Raw genomic sequence first — 18,384 nt, 5'->3', positions numbered from 1 at the left:
CCGGCTCGCTTCCGCTCCGCCTCGGCCGCCGGCCTCGGTGTCCGGCCTCGGTGTCCGGCCCGGTCCTCAGCGGCCCACGTACCTCGGCTTCTCCTTCGCCAGGAACGCCCGCACCGCGATCGTGTGGTCCTCCGACGCCCCCGCCCTCGACTGGAGCTCGTCCTCCTTCTCCAGCGTCGCCGCCAGCGGGTGTGCGGCGCCGTACGCCAGCGACTCCTTCAGCGCCGCGTAGGCCGGCGTCGGACCCGAGGCGAGGGCGCGGGCCGTCGCGGCGGCCTCGGCCGGGAGATCGGCGGCGGGGACGAGCCGGTCGACCAGGCCCAGCTCGTACGCCTCCGGCGCCTTGACCGAGCGCGGGAACAGCAGCAGATCCGTCGCCCTGCCGCGCCCGATCAGCCGGGGCAGGGTCCAGGAGACGCCGGAGTCCGCGGTCAGCGCGACCCCCGCGAAGGACGTGTTGAACGCGGCCGTGTCCGCCGCCAACCGGTGGTCCGCCGCCAGCGCGAAGCCGAGTCCCGCGCCCGCCGCGACCCCGTTGATACCCGCCACCACCGGCTTGGGCATCTCGGTGATCGCCCGCAGGATCGGGTTGTAGTGCTCCCGTACGGTGCTCATGGTGTCCCCGGAGCCGGTCTCCCGGTCCGCTTCGAGCAGGGCCGTGTGCTCCTTGAGGTCCTGGCCCACACAGAACGCCCGGTCGCCCGAGGCGGTCAGCAGCACGGCCCGTACGCCGCTGTCGTCGGCGGCGGCCCGCAGCGTGTCCCTGAGCGCGACCTTGGCCTCGACGTTCAACGCGTTCATCGCCTCGGGCCGGTTGATCGTGATCGTTGCGAGTCCGTCAGTCACGTCGTAGAGCACGGTGTCGGCCATGATCGGGTCCCCTTCGCGGCTCGGGCAGTCCTGTCCGGCCCCAGCATGGCGGAGATCACCGGCGACGGGCATGTGACCTGCGTCTAAGAAAGCCGGGCCGCCGTGGAGGGCACGGCGGCGAAGTATCGCAGGCGGATCGCCGAATTGAGTGGTTTTGCGAGAGCGCGTTGCATAAGCGATGCCGCCCGATGTTGGTCATCGGGTCCCGCCATGCGGGATAATGGGCTGGAAGCAATGTGTTCGATGCCGGTGACACAGCGCCTGTGATGGGGCCGCCGGCTGCGATGAGCTGGTTTCAGGAAGGGGAACGAGCATGGCGGCCATGAAGCCGCGAACGGGCGACGGCCCGCTCGAGGTGACCAAGGAGGGGCGGGGCATCGTCATGCGCGTTCCGCTCGAAGGCGGCGGTCGGCTTGTCGTCGAGCTGACTCCGGACGAGGCGGATGCGCTGGGCGACGCGCTGAAGAAGGTCGTCGGCTGAGCGGAAGGCTCACAGTCTTCGCGGTGCACGGTCGCCCGCGGACCGGCACCGACGCTGCCCCGGCACGGACGAGAGTCCGTACCGGGGCAGTGTGATGTCCAGCGGTCTCACGTCTTTCTCGGTGCCCTTGGTGCCCTTGGTGCCCTTGGGACGTACGGGGTGGCACGGGCCCCCGCCCAGCGTGCCGTGTTTCCCGGCCCCGCACCCCGCCCCGCGTGCCTTGTGCCGTGTTCCCCGGCCTCAGCCGCGCCGCACCGCGCACAGCAGCCCGTCGCCCACCGGCAGCAGCGTGGGCAGCAACTCCGGGCTCTCCCGTACGGTCCGCAGCAGCTCCCGCAGCCTCAGCACCTCCGCGGGCTGGGCCGCCGAGTCGACCGTCCGGCCGTCCGCGAAGACGCCCTCGAAACAGACGAGTCCCCCGGGCCGGAGCAGCCGCAACGATTCAGCGAGATAGTCCAGGCACTCAAGACGGTCCCCGTCGCAGAAGACCAGGTCGTATCCGCCGTCGGCGAGCCGGGGCAGTACGTCCAGGGCCCGGCCGGGGATGAACCGCGCGCGATTGCCCGCGAACCCGGCCGCGCGGAAGGTCTGCCGGGCGAACTGCTGGCGCTCCGGCTCCGTGTCGACCGTGGTCAGGACACCGTCCGGGCGCATCCCCAGGAGCAGATACGTCCCCGAGACACCGGTGCCGGTGCCGATCTCGGCCACCGCCTTCGCGTCCAGCGTGGCGGCGAGCAGACGCAGCGCGGCTCCGGTGCCTGGTGACACCGAGCGAAGCCCTGTCTCACGGGCCCGGTCCCGGGCCCAGCGCAGTGCTTCGTCCTCGGCGACAAAGGCGTCGGCGAACGCCCAGCTCGTCTGCCGGTTGGCGGTAATGACCCTCTCCTTGTCCCCGTTGGCGGCGCAACGGTGACTGTATCCGCTGCGCCTGGGAACCCGCAGATGGGACCAGGCGTTATGAGGGGGTGTGGCTCCCCCGTGATCAGCTCGGATCAGCGCGGGGGCCGGTCCGAATTTCGCGTAAAGATTCTTATCCGGAGCTAACGGGCGGAGTGGCTATGGTAGGGGCTCCACTGGACACCACCAGAGCCGACAGGGGAGGTGCGGCTGCGCCTGTGGATCGGGGAGGAGCGCTGAAGCGCTATCTCAGGTCGGCCGGCAAGCCGAGATCCGTGACCAACTTCGCTGACCGTTCTCGCTCCATCGACTCCGCAGTTACCGCGACCTTCGCATCGGATGCGGAATCGCAGGCGTGGACGCCTCCCAGCTGGGAGGAGATCGTCAGCACGCACAGCGGACGTGTCTACCGCCTCGCCTACCGCCTCACGGGTAATCAGCACGATGCCGAGGACCTGACCCAGGAAGTCTTCGTCCGGGTCTTCCGCTCGCTGTCGACCTACACCCCCGGCACCTTCGAGGGCTGGCTGCACCGGATCACCACCAATCTCTTCCTGGACATGGTCCGCCGCAAGCAGCGGATCCGGTTCGACGCGCTCGGGGACGACGCCGCGGAGCGGCTGCCCAGCCGTGAGCCGTCGCCCCAGCAGGCCTTCCACGACACCCACTTCGACGCGGACGTGCAGCAGGCGCTGGACACCCTCGCACCCGAGTTCCGCGCCGCCGTGGTGCTCTGTGACATCGAGGGACTGTCGTACGAGGAGATCGCGGCCACCCTCGGTGTGAAGCTCGGCACCGTGCGGAGCCGGATCCACCGCGGGCGCTCGCATCTGCGCAAGGCCCTTCAGCACCGTTCGCCCGAGGCCCGAGCCGAGCAGCGCGCCTTTGTGAGCGTGGCCGGGGAGGGCGGAGCGGCGTGAGTGGCACAAGCCCGACCCCCGCCGAACAGCATCTGGGCGACCGGCTCGCCGCCCTGGTGGACGGAGAGCTGGACCATGACGCGCGCGAGCGTGTGCTGGCCCATCTCGCGACCTGTGCCAAGTGCAAGGCGGAGGCCGACGCCCAGCGACGGCTGAAGAGCGTATTCGCCGAGACAGCCCCGCCGGCGCCCTCCGCGGGACTGCTGGCGCGACTCCAGGGACTGCCCGGCGGATCCCCGGGAGATGACGACGACGCAAAGGGGCTGTTCGACGGGGGGCGCTTTGGTGAGGGCGTCTTCGGTGTGCGTACGGACGGTTTCGGTGACGGCTTCGGCTATGTCCCCGCCGGTACCCACGCGGGGGTGCTGCCCAGCGGCTCCGGCTTCCGTATCCATGAGGTCGCGCGCCAGGAGGCCGAGCGCTCGCCGTGGCGCGGACGGCGCTTCGCCTTCGCCGCCGCCAGCGCGGTGTCGTTCGCCGCGATGGCCCTCGGCGGCACGATGCCGCTGGGCACGGCCGCCGACGCCCTGCCCCGGGGCTCGGGCAACAATGTGACGCCGATGCGGGCTCCCGGCACCGCCACCCCGCTGAGCGGCGAGCCGGGCAGGCGCCAGGGCGGAGGCGGCGGACTGCTGCCGCACTCAGTGGACCGTCCGGCCGCCGAGGCGCTTCCCGGGGTGTTCCAGACCCAGACGCTCTCCGAGCACCCGTTCTCGCCGGGCCTCCTGATGGGCGCCGTACAGCCGCCGTTGATACGGCCCGCGGACCCCGCCGTCCAGATCGACGCGGCCTCCGGGACGGGCTACACCGCCACCCCCAGCCCCACCCAGCTCGCGGCCCCGACACTGCCTGCCAGCACGTTCTCGACCCGGCGCTGAGCGGGCCCCTGCGCGGACGTTCGTAAACCTGGTTGAATCCTTGCAGGGGTGCCTCTGTCGGGGCGCGGAACGGCAGTTGCGGGGAGAGCATGGACGACGGGAAGCCCACCGGACCCGAGGCGAAGTGGTGGAGCCGTCCCCCAGCGGGGCGCGCGACACCGCAGGAGCCGGAGGTGCCGTCGGCGCCGAGCGGCGAGGTGACGGCGCAGTTGCCTCCCGTCGCCGACGAGACGTCAGGGTCCGGCGAGCACACTCCCGGACCCGCGCTCGCGGCGCCCGCCGATCAGGCTTCCGTCGTACCGCGGGAGCGACCGCGGCCGCTGCACGAGCCCGACGAATACAGCACACCGCCCTACGGGGGACCAGGACCCTGGGCGCCCGCACCGCCCGTGCAGCTCCCGACCCCCGCGCACGGCACCCCGCTGCCACCGCCGTACGCGGGCCAGCAGGGGCCGCAGGGGTCGCAGGGCTATCCGCCCCCGGCCCCGCCGCAGCCGCACCAGCCGCAGGCACAGCCACATCAGCCGCAGCACCAGCAGACCCAGCACCAGCAGCCGCAGCCGTCGCAGTGGGTCCAGTACGACCCGTGGAGCACCGCCGCCCCCGCCCCCGGGCAGCAGCCCCTGACCCACCACGGCGAGCCGCGGCGGACCAAGCGGCGCCGGGCCGGTGTCGCGGGCACGGTCCTGCTCGCGTTCGCCGGCTGTGTGCTGGGCGGCGCGGTCGGCGCGTACATCGAACGCAACGGCGGCTTCACCAGCGTCGAACTCCCGCAGACCGACCGGGAGTCCGGTGGCCGGGCGCCCGACAGTGTCGCGGGCATCGCGGCCAGCGCCCTGCCCAGCGTCGTCACCCTCCATGTCAGCGGCAGCGACGAACAGGGCACCGGCACGGGCTTCGTCCTCGACCGGCAGGGCCACATCCTGACGAACAACCATGTCGTCCAGCCCGCGGGATCCTCCGGCGAGATATCGGTCACGTTCAGCGGCGGCCAGACCGCCAAGGCCGAACTGGTCGGCAAGGACAGCGGCTACGACCTCGCCGTCGTCAAGGTCACCGGGGTCTCCGGGCTCAAGCCCCTGCCGCTGGGCAACTCCGACAATGTCCGGGTCGGCGATCCGGTCGTGGCCATCGGCGCCCCCTTCGACCTGTCCAACACGGTGACCTCCGGGATCATCAGCGCCAAGGAACGCCCCATCACCGCGGGCGGTGAGAGCGGCGACGGCAGCGATGTGAGCTATGTCGACGCCCTCCAGACCGACGCCCCCATCAACCCCGGCAATTCCGGCGGCCCCCTGGTGGACACCCAGGCCCGGGTCATCGGCATCAACAGCGCGATCCGCGCCGCGGACAGCGGCGCCGGACCCGACGGCGGCCAGTCGGGATCCATCGGTCTCGGCTTCGCGATACCCATCAACCAGGGCAAGCGCGTGGCCGAGGAGCTGATCAACACCGGCAAGGCCACCCACCCCGTGATCGGGGTCAGTCTCGACATGGAGTACGCGGGCGACGGCGCCCGGGTCGGCACGAAGGCCGCGGACGGCGGTCCCGCGGTGACCTCCGGCGGCCCGGGGGCCAAGGCCGGGATCGAGGCGGGGGACGTCATCACCGAGGTGGACGGCCGGCGCGTGCACAGCGGTGAGGAACTGATCGTCAAGATCCGCGCCCACCGCCCGGGGGACCGGCTGGAACTGACACTGCTCCGCGGTGGCCGGGAAAGGACCCTGGCGGTGGTCCTGGGCTCCGCGGACGGCACCTGACGGACACCCGAAGGTACCGCCCGGACAGGTGCGCCAGGTACCGTGGAGCGGCCCGGACCTCGACCACTTCAGGCCAGGACGGCCCCGACCTCCGTCCGCGGACATGGAGAACACAAGGAGCAGCAAGGTGTTCAATGACATCGGCGCACTTGAGCTGGTCACGATCGTGGTCCTCGCGGTGCTCGTGTTCGGTCCGGAGAAGCTGCCCAAGGTCATCCAGGACGTGTCGCGCTTCGTCCGCAAGATCCGCGAGTTCTCCGAGAGCGCCAAGGAGGACATCCGCTCAGAGCTGGGTCCGGAGTTCAAGGACTTCGAGTTCGAGGACCTCAACCCCAAGACGTTCGTCCGCAAGCAGCTCATGGACAACGACGATCTGGGGCTGAAGGAGATCCGCAGCAGCTTCGACCTCCGTAAGGAGATGGCCGATGTGGCCGACGCGGTGAACGGCCATGAGAGTGGCTCCGTGTCGGACGCCCCGGTGGCTCCGGTCGGGTCGGCGAATGGTTCCTCCAGCACCCCCGACCTGCTCAAGAAGAGCGAGAAGCCCGCTCGCGACGACCGTCCGCCCTTCGACGCAGACGCCACCTGAGGGCCATCAATCCCGGCGAGGCGGTACGGGGTGGCTATCCTCCATCTGTCCGGCAGTGAGGCGCCCGTCGGGGGCGGGCCGCTGCGGACGCGAGAGATCGAGGAGGCGCCGGCCAGATGGAGACGACGAGCCGGACAGAGGCGCGGAGCGCCAGTTCATCCAGCGTCGGGGCCGAGACGGTGCCGGCGCTCGCGCGTCGCACGGTCGCGGAGTATCTGCGGGCACCGTTCCCCTGGTACGGACTGGACGACGCGTTCACCGGGCCGCGCTGGCTGATGCAGGTCGGGGCCACGGCCGACGGCACCGTACGGCACGGCTCCACCGGGCACGGGGAAGAGCCGTCGATAAGGCCGGACCCCTCGGCGGACCAGGAGCGCTTCGCGGTGGTGATCACGGTGGCCGTCAGCCCCGAGCGCCGCAGCGGTGACGGCAGCGGCCATCTCGACGCCACCACCGCCTCCTCGGCCGCCTGGCTGGCCGGTTCGGGCCTGCTGTCCGCGACCTGGCCGCCGCAGCTCGACCACACCCTGCGTGACGACTGGCTGAAGCAGCAGACGGAAGCCGCGTTCGAGCTGGCCGACGATCTGGAGGGGCCCGCCTGGTCGGTCCTCTCGCTGCCGGTCGACGGGGTGCCGACACCCTTCCACTACCGCGAGTCCGAGTTCGGCTGGGTGCTGGCCGGGTCGACGAGCGGCGCTGTGCACCTCGGTGCCTACGGCCGCGGGATGAGCGCCTACGGCGTCGGCTTCTCGGTGATCGAGGACATCCGCTCGTACGACTCGTAACGAGCTGTACGGCCCGTACGGAGCCGAGCGTGGGTAAGGGGCGACCGCCATTGCGGTCGCCCCTTACCCATGGCCCCTCATGGCCGTACAGACCTGGTGGCCGTACAGAACCTGGCCGACCCGTAGGCGCCCTCAGCCTCAGAACTTGTTGCGCGGGGTGATTCCCAGCGACATGCCCGCCAGACCGCGCTGCCTGCCGCCCAGCTTCTCCGCGATCTCGCGCAGCGCCGTCGCCGCCGGGGAGTCGGGGTCGGAGAGCACGATCGGCTTGCCCTCGTCGCCGCCCTCCCGCAGCCGTACGTCGATGGGGATCGCGCCCAGCACCGGAACCGTGGCGCCGGTCGTCCTCGTCAGCCCCTCGGCGACCAGCTTGCCGCCGCCGGTGCCGAAGACATCGATCATCTCGTCGCAGTGCGGACAGGGCAGACCCGACATGTTCTCGACCACACCGACGATCTTCTGATGGGTCTGTACGGCGATGGAGCCGGCCCGCTCGGCGACCTCGGCCGCGGCCTGCTGCGGGGTCGTGACCACCAGGATCTCCGCGTTCGGCACCAGCTGCGCCACCGAGATCGCGATGTCGCCCGTCCCCGGCGGCAGATCGAGCAGCAGCACGTCCAGATCGCCCCAGTACACATCCGCGAGGAACTGCTGGAGCGCGCGGTGCAGCATCGGCCCGCGCCACACCACGGGCGAGTTGCCCGGGGTGAACATACCGATGGAGATCACCTTCACACCGTTCGCCGACGGCGGCATGATCATATTCTCGACCTGGGTGGGCCGGCCCTCGGTGCCGAGCATCCGCGGCACGCTGTGGCCGTAGATGTCCGCGTCGACCACCCCGACCTTCAGCCCGTCGGCCGCCATCGCCGCGGCCAGATTGACCGTCACCGAGGACTTGCCGACACCGCCCTTGCCCGATGCCACCGCGTACACCCGGGTCAGCGAGCCGGGCTTGGCGAACGGCACCTCCCGCTCCGCGGTGCCGCCGCGCAGCGACGCCGCCAGCCCGCGCCGCTGCTCGTCGCTCATCACGTCCAGCGTGACGTCGACCCGGGTGACGCCCTCGACCCCGGAGACCGCGTCCGTCACGCTCCGTGTGATCGTGTCGCGCATCGGGCAGCCGGACACCGTGAGATACACCGTGACGGCCACCGCGCCGTCCGTGCCGATCTCCACGGATTTGACCATCCCGAGATCGGTGATCGGCCGGTGGATCTCGGGGTCGTTCACCGTCGCCAGCGCGGCGCGCACCGCGTCTTCCGCGGGGACGGCGGTTCCGTACGTGTCGGTAGCCATACCGTGATGGTACGGCGCCCGGCGCGGCCCAGGGAAAGGCCGTCAGCGATCGGGTTCCTCGCGGCCGTGGACGGTCTCGGCCGGGAACACCACCCGGTGCTCCACCATGTCCCGCACCAAGTCCTGGAGTTCGGACCGGATCCAGTCCCGGGTGGCCACCTCGCCGAGGCCTATCCGCAGCGCCGCGATCTCCCGGGTCAGATACTCCGTGTCCGCGATGGAGCGCTCGTTCTGCTTGCGCTCCTGCTCATGGGTGACCCGGTCCCGGTCGTCCTGGCGGTTCTGCGCCAGCAGGATGAGCGGGGCCGCGTAGGAGGCCTGGAGGGACAGCATCAGCGTCAGGAAGATGAACGGATACGGGTCCCAGCGCAGCCAGACCGGGGCGGTGATGTTCCAGACGAGCCAGAGGATGATGATCAGGGTCATCCAGACGATGAAACGGCCCGTCCCCAGGAAGCGGGCGATCCGTTCCGAGAGCACCCCGAAGGCCTCGGGATCGTAGTCGGGCAGCAGTCTGCGCCGCGGTGGCAGCGGCTGGTCCAGCCGGTTCCGGCCGCCGCGCGACAGCGCCGTCGACCCCATGCCCGGCACGGCCCTCGCGCGCTCCCGGCCGCCGTCCTTGTCCGCACGGTCACTCACCACGGCCGGCCGCCTCCTCAAGGCCGTGGTAGTCCGTCTCACGCCAGTCGTCCGGCAGCATGTGGTCGAGTACGTCGTCGACGGTCACCGCGCCGAGCAGCGACCCGCCGTCGTCCACCACGGGCGCCGAGACCATGTTGTACGCGGCGAGGAAGCTGGTGATCTCCGAGAGCGGGGTCCCGGGGTCGAACGGCGGCAGATCGCTGTCCACGATCGAGCTGACCAGGGTGTACGGCGGCTCCCGCAGCAGCCGCTGGAAGTGGACCGTACCCAGATATCTGCCCGTCGGCGTCTCGTCCGGCGGCCGGCACACATAGACCTGCGCGGCGAGCGCGGGGGAGAGGTCCTGCTGCCGCACCCGGGCCAGCGCGTCGGCGACCGTCGCGTCCGGCCGCAGCACGATCGGATCGGTCGTCATCAGACCGCCCGCCGTGCGCTCCTCGTACGACATCAGCCGGCGGACGTCCGCGGCGTCGTCCGGCCGCATCAGCGTCAGCAGCCGCTCCTTGTCCACCTCGGGCAGCTCGGAGAGCAGATCGGCCGCGTCGTCCGGGTCCATCGCCTCCAGGACATCGGCCGCGCGCTCCTCCTCCAGCTTGCCGAGGATCTCCACCTGGTCGTCCTCGGGCAGCTCCTCCATCACATCCGCGAGCCGGTCGTCGTCGAGCGCCGCGGCCACCTCGGCCCGCCGCTTCGGCGTGAGATGGTGCAGCGCGTTGGCGAGATCGGCCGGACGCAGCCGCTCGAAGGTGGCGACAAGGTTCTCCGCGCCCTGCCCCTCCTCCTCCAGGGAGAAACCGGTGACCGCCGACCACTCGACCGTCAGTGCCTCCCCGCGCCGCCGCAGCGCGCCGCCCTTCCTGCCGCGCCGTACATAGACCTTGTCGATCTCCCAGTCGCGGCGGGCCGGGAGCTGGCGGATCGCCACATCGAGGACCGTCACCTCCTCGCCGCTCTCCACCAGCCGCACCCGTCGGTCCAGCAGTTCGCCCAGGACCAGACGCTCCGTGGGGCGCGGTTCGAAGCGCCGTACGTTCAGCACCCCGGTGGTGATCACCTGGCCCGACTCGATGCCGGTCACGCGGGTCATGGGCAGGAAGATCCGGCGCCGGGTGAGTGCCTCTACGACCAGACCGAGCAGCCGCGGCGGGCGGCGGCCGACCCGCAGCATCGCCACCAGATCGCGGACCCGGCCCACCTGATCACCGGCGGGATCGAAGACCGGCACACCGGCCAGATGCGAGACGAAGATCCGAGGAGCGCCAGCGGCCATTGCGCGCGCCTCCTTGTCCCTGAAAGCCTGTCCCTGAATGTCCTTCTATCCAGCGCGATAACGGGTTCAGGCTAGCCCGTACCGGTCCGGTACGCCCTGGTGGAACGGTCCGTACGGCGTGCGTACGGCATCGGTACGGCTCTCTGTCGAGCGGCGCGGACGGCCCGGGTACGCTGCCGTCTGCCACCCGCCACCGCGTATGAGAGGCAGTGTGTCTGTGTCCCTTCCCCTGTCGTCCGGCCGTGTCCGCCGGGCCGCACTCCCCGTCGCGCTCTGCGCGGGGCTGGCCGCCGTACTCACGGCGTGCGGTGAGGATCCGGACGAGGGAACGAACGGTGTCGGGAAGCTCGCCGCCACCGAGATCGAGAGAAAGGCGCAGTCCGCGGCGGACGGCGCGAGCGCGGTCCGGCTCTCGGGCTCGCTGGTGAGCAACGGGGAGACCTACAAGCTCAATATGCAGCTCAAGGCGGACGGCGGCATCGGCTCGGTGATCTCGAAGGACAGCACCTTCCAGCTCCTGCGGATCGAGGACGAGCTGTATCTGAAGGCCGACGCCGGGTTCTGGAGCCACGCGGACACGGACGAGGGCGGCGGGAGCGGACAGCCCAGCGAATCGGACGTCGCGGTCGCGGACAAGCTCCAGGACAAGTATGTGAAGGTCCCGGAGGACGACCCCTCGTACAAGCAGCTCAGCGGCTTCACGGACAAGAACGTGCTGCTCGACGGGATACTGACGCTGCACGGCAAGCTGACCAAGGGCGACCGCGACCGGATCGGCGGTCTGCGGACCGTCAAGGTCAACGGCGGTGAGGGCGACGGCGGGACGCTGGACGTCTCGCTGGAGGGCGTGCCGTACCCGCTGCAACTGGTACGCGCGGGCGGCGCCGGGACGGTCACTCTCTCCGACTGGGGCAAGGATTTCGTGCTGGAGGCCCCGGCGAAGGGGGAGACCGTCGACTACGGCAGCCGTCTGCCGAAGGCCGAGAACTAGTCCGGGGAGGACACAGGTCCAGGGCCGTGCGCCGAGGTCGTGCGCCGAGGTCGTGCGCCGGGTTTGGATCCGACTGCCAGGGCCGGGGCCGACCGGCCGACGGGTCGTCCTCAATCGCGGGACGGGCCGATTTTCCTCAGGAGCAGTCGCCCGAGCGAGGCGGGCGCGGGCTGACGAGTTGTCGCCACCGTCGGCAGGGGCACGGCGGCCTGCGAGTCCGACGGCAGGTCGGTGGTCATGCCCTGGGGCGTCAGCCGCAGCACCCGGCACTCACGCGCCCAGCGCTCCGGCATCTCCTCCGCGTCCGGCGCGTTGAGCCGCTTGCCCTTGAGCTCGGCCACGGCCGCCTCCCAGTCCGCCGAGCGCGGGGGCAGTTCGGTGACGGCCGCGGTCCAGACGACCAGCCGGCCGCCCTTGTCCTTGCTGCGTACGGTCACCTCGGCGGTGGAGCCGTCGGCGAGCCCCGGCAGCGGCTGCTCCCCGGGGCCGTCCCCGACCAGATACGCGGCGCCTTCGTGCCAGATGTGCCACAGCGCGCGAACGGGCCCCGGGCCCCGCACCCAGATGAGCGCGGACTTCTTGGTGGCCTCCTCGACAAGCGCCTGGCCGAGCTGCGGATCTGTCATGCCCCGCAGCTTAACCGGCGCCCCGGACACCCGGCCGGACACCGCCCGTACCGCGGGGCGCAGGAGCACCACGGGCACGGGAGCGCCTGGAGCCGCAGCCTAGAGCCACCCGTTGCGCTTGAGGGTGCGATGGATCGTCACACAGACGACGGCGATCGCGCCGAGCACCATCGGGTAACCGAACTTCCAGTGCAGTTCCGGCATGTGATCGAAGTTCATGCCGTAGATCCCGCAGATGGCCGTCGGTACGGCGATGATGGCCGCCCAGGACGTGATCTTGCGCATGTCCTCGTTCTGCGCGACGGTCGCCTGCGCCAGATTCGCCTGGAGGATCGAGTTCAGCAGCTCGTCGAAGCCGATGACCTGCTCGTGCACCTGCGCGAGATGGTCCGCGACATCGCGGAAGTACTTCTGGATGTCCGGGTCCACCAGCCGCATCGGCCGCTCGCTCAGGAGCTGCATCGGCCGCAGCAGCGGGGAGGCGGCCCGCTTGAACTCCAGTACCTCACGCTTGAGCTGATAGATCCGTCCGGCGTCGGAGCCGCGCGGACTGCCCTTCGCGGGCGCGGAGAAGACATCGATCTCGACCTCGTCGATGTCGTCCTGCACGGCCGCCGCCACCGCGATATATCCGTCGACGACATGGTCGGCGATGGAGTGCAGCACGGCGGAGGGCCCTTTGGCGAGCAACTCCTCGTCCTCCTCCAGCCGGTGGCGCAGGGCACGCAGTGAGCCCTTGCCGCCGTGCCGGACGGTGATGACGAAGTCCCGTCCGGTGAAGCACATGACCTCACCGGTCTCCACGACCTCGCTGGTCGAGGTCAGTTCGGTGTGCTCGACATAGTGGATGGTCTTGAAGACCGTGAACAGCGTGTCGTCGTACCGCTCCAGCTTGGGCCGCTGATGCGCGTGCACCGCGTCCTCGACCGCCAGCGGGTGGAGCCCGAACTCGGCCGCGATACCGGCGAATTCCTCCTCGGTCGGCTCATGGAGACCGATCCAGGCGAAGCCGCCGCCGTCACGTACCCGCAGCATCGCCTCGTGCGGTGTGACACAGGGGTCCTCCAGCACCCGGCGGCCCTTGCGGTAGACCGCGCAGTCGACGACCGCGCTCGACGCGGACGGGTCACGGGTGGCGTCGTACGAGTCGTACTTGCCGTAGGCGGCGGTGCTCTTGCGCAGGGCCGGGCGGACCGCTGCGCGCAGGTCTCGGATCATCGACATGGCGGGCTCCTTCACGGAGAGGCCGTCGGCGAGGTGGCACAGCCCGGAATGGGGACGTGGTGCGTACGTCCGCAAAGCGGGCGGCACCGCGGGGTCGCGGTGACGGCGTTCGCTACAGACAGGCGGAAAACACAGGCAGAAAAGAAGTGCTCTTCCGTCGTGCGAAGTGCCGTGCCCGGACGGGCTGAGGCCTCAGATACCCGGGACCCGGGTCACCGGGACATGAGCGGGGCGGAAGAGCGGTTGGTATTGGCCGGGTGACTTCGATCCACCGCAGCCCCACCTCCTCCGGCCGGTCCCCCGTGGGGGATGACGTGATGTCGGGACTGGAGAGCGACGCTTCCGCGCACTGTCCCGACCAGCGGCCAAGACTATCAGCAGACAGACGTCAATCCCTTCCTCTGCCCGATTCTTACGCGATCTATGCTCGCCGTATGGGAGAAATTCTCGCTCTGGTGGAAGCCAGGCTGCGTACGGCGCTGGGCGAACCGGACGCGCGGGCCTCGGTGACATTCCTGGGGACGGACCGTATCGAGGTGCTGCGCTTCCAGGACTCCTGGAGCGGTTCTCCGGACGGTGGCTCCACGGGGGACGGCCGCTCCGCGATCGGCCAGGACGTGGTGAGGTATGTCACGCTCGGGATGTCGGCGCAGCCGATGGCGGATCCCTCGGCGCTGCTCGCCGATCCGGTGAAGGGGCCCAGGGCCGAGCTGATCCTCACCGTGCGGGCGGGGCTCGCCGACACCGACCAGGTGCTGCGTCCGCTGGCCACACTCGCCGCGTCTCCGCAGGTCGAGGGGGTGGTCGTGGCCTCGGGCGGCTCGCTGGACCTCGGTGCGCCGCTCTGGCCGGGTGCGCCGTTCCAGTCGGTGCTGGTCGGTGAGTCCGGCGGACTGGTGCCGGACCTCGAACTGGACGCTCCTCTGGAGCCGGTGCGGTTTCTGCCGCTGCTGCCGATGACCGCGAACGAGGCGGCGTGGAAGCGGGTCAGGGGAGCGCAGGAGCTTCAGGAGCGCTGGCTGGCCAACGGCACGGATCTGCGCGATCCGCTGCGCCGCTCCGTCTCCCTGGACTGATCCCCGGCGGACTGCCCGGCGGACTGCCCGGCGGAAACCCGGAGGGATCCCCGGCGGACTGTCCGGCGGAATCCCCGGACTGATCCATGGCGGACCGATCGCTGATGGAACACGGCTGTTCAGTTCCGTTCAGTTCCGCTGCGACTCCCGCCGGAAGGGTGATCGTCCTTGACGCGACGTCGGCCGGGGAGGACCGTGGGGCGCTATGAGGGGCGAACCCAGTTGCCCGAAGTGCGGTGGCCGGGTCAGGGCGCCCGGTCTTTTCGCCGACTCCTGGCAGTGCGCTGTGCACGGAACCGTGCATCCGCTCCAGCCCGTGATACCGCCCAGCGTCGAAGCCCTCGGCGTCGTGGTGAACCGCGCGCGGGTCCCGGTCTGGATGCCCTGGCCGCTCCCCGTCGGCTGGCTCTTCACGGGAGTGGCGTACGCGGGCGACGACCGCAGCGGAGGCCGTGCCACCGCCGTCGCCTGCTCGGGGCCGGCACCCCTCGGTGGCACGGGGGAACTGCTGCTGGTCGCGGAGGAGCTGGGGGTCGGGCTGGGCGCCCGGTACGCGGGGATCGACGGCCCCGATCCCGGCCCGCACATCGGGGTCGACAAGCCGCCGCAGGCCAAACTGCTCGCCGCGGGCCGGCCCACCCCGCTCTGGCATGTCGCCCAGGCCCCGGACGACCGGGCGGTCTTCGCGGGCGAGGCGCTCGGACTGTGGCTGTGGGCGATCGTCTGGCCGGAGCAGTCGGGACTGCTGCTCTACGACGAACTGGTGCTGACCGATCTGCGGGACGCGGGCGCCGAGGTGGAACTGCTGCCCTGCGGGGCGCTGTCGCCCCGGCTGCTGTCCTGACCGGCTGCTGTCCTGACCGCCGTCGGGCCGCCGTCCTGACCGTCGCGCTCCGGGCCGCGTGCGGCGCGCGGTGGCGCCGGACCGAGGGCGTCCGGGCTGTTCGAATCTCCCGTTATCCTGGGGCATGTCCCGTCCGCCCCGAGCCCCCGGAGTACGCGTCGTGCGCATCGATCTGCACACCCACTCCACGGCCTCGGACGGTACGGACACCCCGGCCGAGCTGGTCCGTAACGCGGCCGCCGCCGGGCTCGACGTCGTCGCCCTGACCGACCACGACTCCACCCGCGGCCACGCCGGCGCGATCGCCGCGCTCGCGGATCTCGACCGTGATCTCACCCTGGTGACCGGGGCCGAACTGTCGTGCCGGCTCGACGGCATCAGCCTGCACATGCTCGCCTATCTCTTCGACCCGGACGAGCCCGAGTTCCTGCGCGAGCGCGAGCTGGTACGGGACGACCGGGTGCCCCGGGCGCGGGCGATGGTCGGCAAGCTCCAGGACCTGGGCGTCCCGATCACCTGGGAGCAGGTGACCCGGATCGCGGGGGACGCCTCTCTCGGACGTCCGCACATCGCCACGGCCCTCGTCGAACTCGGTGTCGTCGCAACGGTGTCCGACGCCTTCACGCCCGAGTGGCTGGCCAACGGCGGGCGCGCCTACGCCGAGAAGCACGAACTCGACCCGTTCGAGGCGATCCGTCTGGTCAAGGCCGCCGGCGGGGTCACGGTGTTCGCGCATCCGCAGGCCGTCAAGCGCGGCGCGGTCGTGCCCGACTCCGCGGTCGCGCGGTTCGCCGCCGCGGGTCTCGACGGGATCGAGGTCGACCACGTGGACCACGACGCACCGACGCGGGTCCGGCTGCGCGGCCAGGCCGCCGAGCTCGGGCTGCTGGTCACCGGCTCCAGCGACTACCACGGCAGCCGGAAGTCCGTGGAACTCGGCGCGTGCACGACCGACCCGGAGATCTACGGCGAGATCACCCGGCGCGCGTCCGGCGCGTTCCCGGTGCCGGGCGCGGGCGGACGCGCCTAGGTCCGGTCCTGTCCCACACATCCCGCCGGCCCGCGAGGGCCGGCTCCCCGGTCCCGCCGGGGTGGGTGTGCCGCCCGGACCCGTACCCGCGCGCCTGACCGCGGGCCGCTTCGGACACCGGCTCGGATCTGTACGCGGGAGTCCGCTCGTACGGGCCCGCTTCGCCGCGCCTCGCGGCTCCTCCCCCTCCCCACTCCCTCCTCCCGCAAGGCCTTCACCGTGTTCGACGTCGCCGTTTTCGGATCGCTCTTTCTGACCCTTTTCGTGATCATGGACCCGCCCGGGATCACTCCCATCTTTCTCGCCCTCACCTCGGGACGCCCCGCCAAGGTCCGGCGTGCCATGGCCTGGCAGGCGGCGGCCGTCGCCTTCGGGGTGATCGCCGTCTTCGGCGTACTCGGCCAGCAGATCCTGGACTATCTCCATGTGTCCGTACCGGCGCTGATGATCGCCGGCGGTCTGCTTCTGCTGCTCATCGCTCTCGATCTGCTGACCGGAAAGTCCGATGAGCCGAAGCAGACCAAGGACGTCAATGTGGCGCTCGTACCGCTGGGTATGCCGCTGCTCGCGGGGCCGGGCGCGATCGTGTCCGTCATCCTCGCCGTGCAGCACGCCGACGGCGCGGCGGCGCAGCTCTCGGTCTGGGCCGCGATCGTCGCGATGCATGTCGTGCTGTGGCTGACGATGCGCTATTCGCTGGTGATCATCCGGCTGATCAAGGACGGGGGTGTGGTGCTGGTGACCCGGCTGGCCGGGATGATGCTCTCGGCGATCGCCGTGCAGCAGATCATCAACGGCGTGACCCAGGTCGTACAAGGTGCCTGACCCCGGCGCCCGGCCCCGGCCGCCGGGGCGCGGACCCGGCTCCCCCGTACAGGCAGCGCCCCCGTACGGGTGATCTGTACGGGGGCGCTTCGGATGCGATGTGGTGAGGTGAGGTGAGCAGTTACGAGGCCGGGTCTTCGGCCGGACGGATATAGATCCGCTGGCCCATCGCGGCGGCCTGCTGCACGATGCGGTTGACGGAGGCGGCGTCCACGACGGTGCTGTCCACGGCGGTGCCGTCGACATCGTCGAGTCGCATGATTTCAAAGCGCACAGGCTTCTCCCTTCGTCTGATCCTCCTGCTGGAGAACTATGGGTGACGGGATGTCCGTCGGTCGTTACGTGAATGGTGTTACGTGTACCTTCAACGGGTTGTCCTCTGCAAATATTCCCTAGGCTAAGGAAATTCTCTGGGACGCTGACTACTGGCGGGTACGGTGTCGTCCACAGAGAATGAAACGCGTATGAACGAGGCAGAGATCAACCCAGAGATCACCGAGGTCGCCGCCCGCCTGGAGCGGACCAACGAGCTGCTCCAGCGCATGCTCGCCGAGGTCGCCAAGACTCCGTCCACGCATGCCATCTTCGTCGACGCCGGTTACGTCTATGCTGCGGCCGGGTTGCTTGTAGCGGGCACGGAAGACCGGCGTTCCTTCGATCTCGACGCCGAGGGGCTGATCGAGGCCTTCATCGACAAGGCCCGGATCATCTTCGCGGACAGCAGGCTGCTCCGTGTCTACTGGTACGACGGCGCCAGGCGGCGGATCCACACCCCTGAGCAGCAGTCCATCGCGGAGCTGCCCGACGTCAAGGTCAGACTCGGCAATCTCAACGCCAACAACCAGCAGAAGGGCGTCGACTCCCTGATCCGTACGGATCTCGAATCGCTCGCCCGGCACCGCGCGATCAGTGACGCGGCCCTGGTCGGCGGTGACGAGGACCTGGTGTCGGCCGTCGAGGCCGCGCAGGGGTACGGCGCACGGGTCCATCTCTGGGGCATAGAGGCCGGCGAGGGGCGCAACCAGGCCGAGCCGCTGCTGTGGGAGGTCGACAGCCAGCGCACCTTCGACCTGGAGTTCTGCAAGCCCTATGTCACCCGCCGCCCGGTCACGACGTACGAGCACGAGGGCGAGCCACCGCCCTCGCGGGACCAGGTGCGCTTCATCGGCGCGCAGATCGCCGCGACCTGGCTGGCGGAGCGTGGCCGGGACGCGATGGGTGAGCTGCTGCCGGGCCATCCGTATCTGCCGGGCCCCGTGGACCAGGATCTGCTGATCGAGGCGGAGAGGCTGCTCCAGCGGTCACTGCGGGGCCACGCGATACTGCGGCGGTCGCTGCGGGACGGCTTCTGGCAGCACCTCCAGTCGCAGTACTGAC

Annotated in this window: 20 protein-coding genes; 12 read left to right on the top strand and 8 right to left on the bottom strand. The window is 70.6% G+C overall.

The features are described from left to right. Positions 1-66: 66 nt before the first annotated feature. Positions 67-870: an enoyl-CoA hydratase-related protein gene (locus OG214_RS13655; RefSeq protein WP_363083729.1), complete on the bottom strand. Its 804-nt coding sequence runs from the start codon at positions 868-870 to the stop codon at positions 67-69. A gap of 313 nt (positions 871-1,183) precedes the next feature. On the opposite strand from OG214_RS13655, the gene OG214_RS13650 reads away from it, so the two are divergent. After that, a complete protein-coding gene (locus OG214_RS13650) occupies positions 1,184-1,351 on the top strand; it encodes a DUF3117 domain-containing protein (protein ID WP_003966491.1) in 168 nt (55 codons plus the stop codon). A 240-nt stretch (positions 1,352-1,591) separates the two neighbouring features. On the opposite strand, the gene OG214_RS13645 is transcribed toward OG214_RS13650, so the two are convergent. Continuing rightward, entirely contained in the window at positions 1,592-2,227 is a 636-nt protein-coding gene (locus OG214_RS13645; RefSeq protein ID WP_405987496.1) for an O-methyltransferase, read from the bottom strand. Between the two features lie 182 nt (positions 2,228-2,409). Between OG214_RS13645 and sigE the strand changes: the two genes are divergently transcribed. The 5 genes from sigE (at position 2,410) to OG214_RS13620 (ending at position 7,180) form a co-directional block, all read left to right on the top strand. Further along, positions 2,410-3,168 (top strand): RNA polymerase sigma factor SigE, encoded by a 759-nt coding sequence (sigE, locus tag OG214_RS13640; protein ID WP_363083730.1) that lies wholly within the window; start codon positions 2,410-2,412, stop codon positions 3,166-3,168. Further along, positions 3,165-4,046 (top strand): zf-HC2 domain-containing protein, encoded by an 882-nt coding sequence (locus OG214_RS13635; protein ID WP_405984876.1) that lies wholly within the window; start codon positions 3,165-3,167, stop codon positions 4,044-4,046. Before sigE ends, OG214_RS13635 begins: the two co-directional genes overlap by 4 nt. An 89-nt stretch (positions 4,047-4,135) precedes the next feature. Then, complete coding sequence (locus OG214_RS13630) at positions 4,136-5,806, top strand: trypsin-like peptidase domain-containing protein (RefSeq protein WP_405984875.1); 1,671 nt, start codon at positions 4,136-4,138, stop codon at positions 5,804-5,806. 127 nt (positions 5,807-5,933) lie between these two features. Continuing rightward, positions 5,934-6,395: a sec-independent translocase gene (locus OG214_RS13625; RefSeq protein ID WP_363083733.1), complete on the top strand. Its 462-nt coding sequence runs from the start codon at positions 5,934-5,936 to the stop codon at positions 6,393-6,395. A gap of 116 nt (positions 6,396-6,511) precedes the next feature. Next, positions 6,512-7,180: a hypothetical protein gene (locus OG214_RS13620; RefSeq protein WP_363083734.1), complete on the top strand. Its 669-nt coding sequence runs from the start codon at positions 6,512-6,514 to the stop codon at positions 7,178-7,180. Positions 7,181-7,318: 138 nt separating this feature from the next. Here the strand turns inward: OG214_RS13620 and OG214_RS13615 are convergent, their stop codons facing one another. The 3 genes from OG214_RS13615 to OG214_RS13605 are packed head-to-tail and all read right to left on the bottom strand — an operon-like array spanning position 7,319 to position 10,391. Further along, entirely contained in the window at positions 7,319-8,479 is a 1,161-nt protein-coding gene (locus tag OG214_RS13615; protein WP_405984874.1) for an Mrp/NBP35 family ATP-binding protein, read from the bottom strand. 42 nt (positions 8,480-8,521) lie between these two features. Beyond that, entirely contained in the window at positions 8,522-9,061 is a 540-nt protein-coding gene (locus OG214_RS13610; RefSeq protein WP_363083883.1) for a DUF1003 domain-containing protein, read from the bottom strand. A 49-nt stretch (positions 9,062-9,110) separates the two neighbouring features. After that, positions 9,111-10,391 carry a magnesium transporter MgtE N-terminal domain-containing protein gene (locus tag OG214_RS13605; protein WP_363083881.1) on the bottom strand — a complete coding sequence of 427 codons (1,281 nt, stop codon included), beginning with the start codon at positions 10,389-10,391 and terminating at the stop codon, positions 9,111-9,113. 211 nt (positions 10,392-10,602) lie between these two features. Between OG214_RS13605 and OG214_RS13600 the strand changes: the two genes are divergently transcribed. Then, entirely contained in the window at positions 10,603-11,382 is a 780-nt protein-coding gene (locus OG214_RS13600; protein ID WP_363083880.1) for a hypothetical protein, read from the top strand. Between the two features lie 110 nt (positions 11,383-11,492). On the opposite strand, the gene OG214_RS13595 is transcribed toward OG214_RS13600, so the two are convergent. Together OG214_RS13595 and OG214_RS13590 are read right to left on the bottom strand one after the other, a co-directional pair. Next, a complete protein-coding gene (locus tag OG214_RS13595; RefSeq protein WP_383031342.1) occupies positions 11,493-12,008 on the bottom strand; it encodes a hypothetical protein in 516 nt (171 codons plus the stop codon). A 99-nt stretch (positions 12,009-12,107) separates the two neighbouring features. After that, positions 12,108-13,232, bottom strand: a complete 1,125-nt coding sequence (locus tag OG214_RS13590; RefSeq protein ID WP_365902741.1) for a magnesium and cobalt transport protein CorA — start codon at positions 13,230-13,232, stop codon at positions 12,108-12,110. 434 nt (positions 13,233-13,666) lie between these two features. On the opposite strand from OG214_RS13590, the gene OG214_RS13585 reads away from it, so the two are divergent. The 4 genes from OG214_RS13585 to OG214_RS13570 all read left to right on the top strand — a co-directional run bounded on the left by OG214_RS13585 (position 13,667) and on the right by OG214_RS13570 (position 17,007). Beyond that, on the top strand, positions 13,667-14,308 hold the full coding sequence (locus OG214_RS13585; protein ID WP_363083877.1) for a suppressor of fused domain protein: 642 nt from the start codon (positions 13,667-13,669) through the stop codon (positions 14,306-14,308). 205 nt (positions 14,309-14,513) lie between these two features. Next, complete coding sequence (locus tag OG214_RS13580) at positions 14,514-15,152, top strand: DUF6758 family protein (RefSeq protein ID WP_363083876.1); 639 nt, start codon at positions 14,514-14,516, stop codon at positions 15,150-15,152. A 160-nt stretch (positions 15,153-15,312) separates the two neighbouring features. Continuing rightward, positions 15,313-16,182 carry a PHP domain-containing protein gene (locus tag OG214_RS13575; protein WP_405984873.1) on the top strand — a complete coding sequence of 290 codons (870 nt, stop codon included), beginning with the start codon at positions 15,313-15,315 and terminating at the stop codon, positions 16,180-16,182. Between the two features lie 219 nt (positions 16,183-16,401). After that, the gene (locus tag OG214_RS13570) at positions 16,402-17,007 is read left to right on the top strand and encodes a MarC family protein (protein ID WP_405984872.1); all 606 of its coding nucleotides are present in this window, start codon (positions 16,402-16,404) and stop codon (positions 17,005-17,007) included. Between the two features lie 121 nt (positions 17,008-17,128). On the opposite strand, the gene OG214_RS13565 is transcribed toward OG214_RS13570, so the two are convergent. Further along, entirely contained in the window at positions 17,129-17,281 is a 153-nt protein-coding gene (locus OG214_RS13565; RefSeq protein ID WP_363083873.1) for a hypothetical protein, read from the bottom strand. A gap of 190 nt (positions 17,282-17,471) precedes the next feature. Here OG214_RS13565 and OG214_RS13560 point away from each other — a divergent pair, with 190 nt between their 5' ends. Then, on the top strand, positions 17,472-18,383 hold the full coding sequence (locus OG214_RS13560) for an NYN domain-containing protein (RefSeq protein ID WP_363083872.1): 912 nt from the start codon (positions 17,472-17,474) through the stop codon (positions 18,381-18,383). The last annotated feature ends 1 nt before the right edge of the window (position 18,384 follow it).

Source organism: Streptomyces sp. NBC_00872 (assembly GCF_045161915.1).
Lineage (GTDB): Bacteria > Actinomycetota > Actinomycetes > Streptomycetales > Streptomycetaceae > Streptomyces.
This window is presented reverse-complemented; position numbering and strand designations above follow the sequence as displayed.

What these genes read in the sequence shown, in the direction of transcription:
- OG214_RS13620 (WP_363083734.1), top strand. Translation starts at nt 6,512, where the DNA reads ATGGAGACGACGAGCCGGACAGAGGCGCGGAGCGCCAGTTCATCCAGC.
- OG214_RS13630 (WP_405984875.1), top strand. Translation starts at nt 4,136, where the DNA reads ATGGACGACGGGAAGCCCACCGGACCCGAGGCGAAGTGGTGGAGCCGT.
- sigE (WP_363083730.1), top strand. Translation starts at nt 2,410, where the DNA reads ATGGTAGGGGCTCCACTGGACACCACCAGAGCCGACAGGGGAGGTGCG.
- OG214_RS13615 (WP_405984874.1), bottom strand. Translation starts at nt 8,479, where the DNA reads ATGGCTACCGACACGTACGGAACCGCCGTCCCCGCGGAAGACGCGGTG.
- OG214_RS13560 (WP_363083872.1), top strand. Translation starts at nt 17,472, where the DNA reads ATGAACGAGGCAGAGATCAACCCAGAGATCACCGAGGTCGCCGCCCGC.
- OG214_RS13605 (WP_363083881.1), bottom strand. Translation starts at nt 10,391, where the DNA reads ATGGCCGCTGGCGCTCCTCGGATCTTCGTCTCGCATCTGGCCGGTGTG.
- OG214_RS13595 (WP_383031342.1), bottom strand. Translation starts at nt 12,008, where the DNA reads ATGACAGATCCGCAGCTCGGCCAGGCGCTTGTCGAGGAGGCCACCAAG.
- OG214_RS13650 (WP_003966491.1), top strand. Translation starts at nt 1,184, where the DNA reads ATGGCGGCCATGAAGCCGCGAACGGGCGACGGCCCGCTCGAGGTGACC.
- OG214_RS13610 (WP_363083883.1), bottom strand. Translation starts at nt 9,061, where the DNA reads ATGGGGTCGACGGCGCTGTCGCGCGGCGGCCGGAACCGGCTGGACCAG.
- OG214_RS13585 (WP_363083877.1), top strand. Translation starts at nt 13,667, where the DNA reads ATGGGAGAAATTCTCGCTCTGGTGGAAGCCAGGCTGCGTACGGCGCTG.
- OG214_RS13590 (WP_365902741.1), bottom strand. Translation starts at nt 13,232, where the DNA reads ATGTCGATGATCCGAGACCTGCGCGCAGCGGTCCGCCCGGCCCTGCGC.
- OG214_RS13580 (WP_363083876.1), top strand. Translation starts at nt 14,514, where the DNA reads ATGAGGGGCGAACCCAGTTGCCCGAAGTGCGGTGGCCGGGTCAGGGCG.
- OG214_RS13655 (WP_363083729.1), bottom strand. Translation starts at nt 870, where the DNA reads ATGGCCGACACCGTGCTCTACGACGTGACTGACGGACTCGCAACGATC.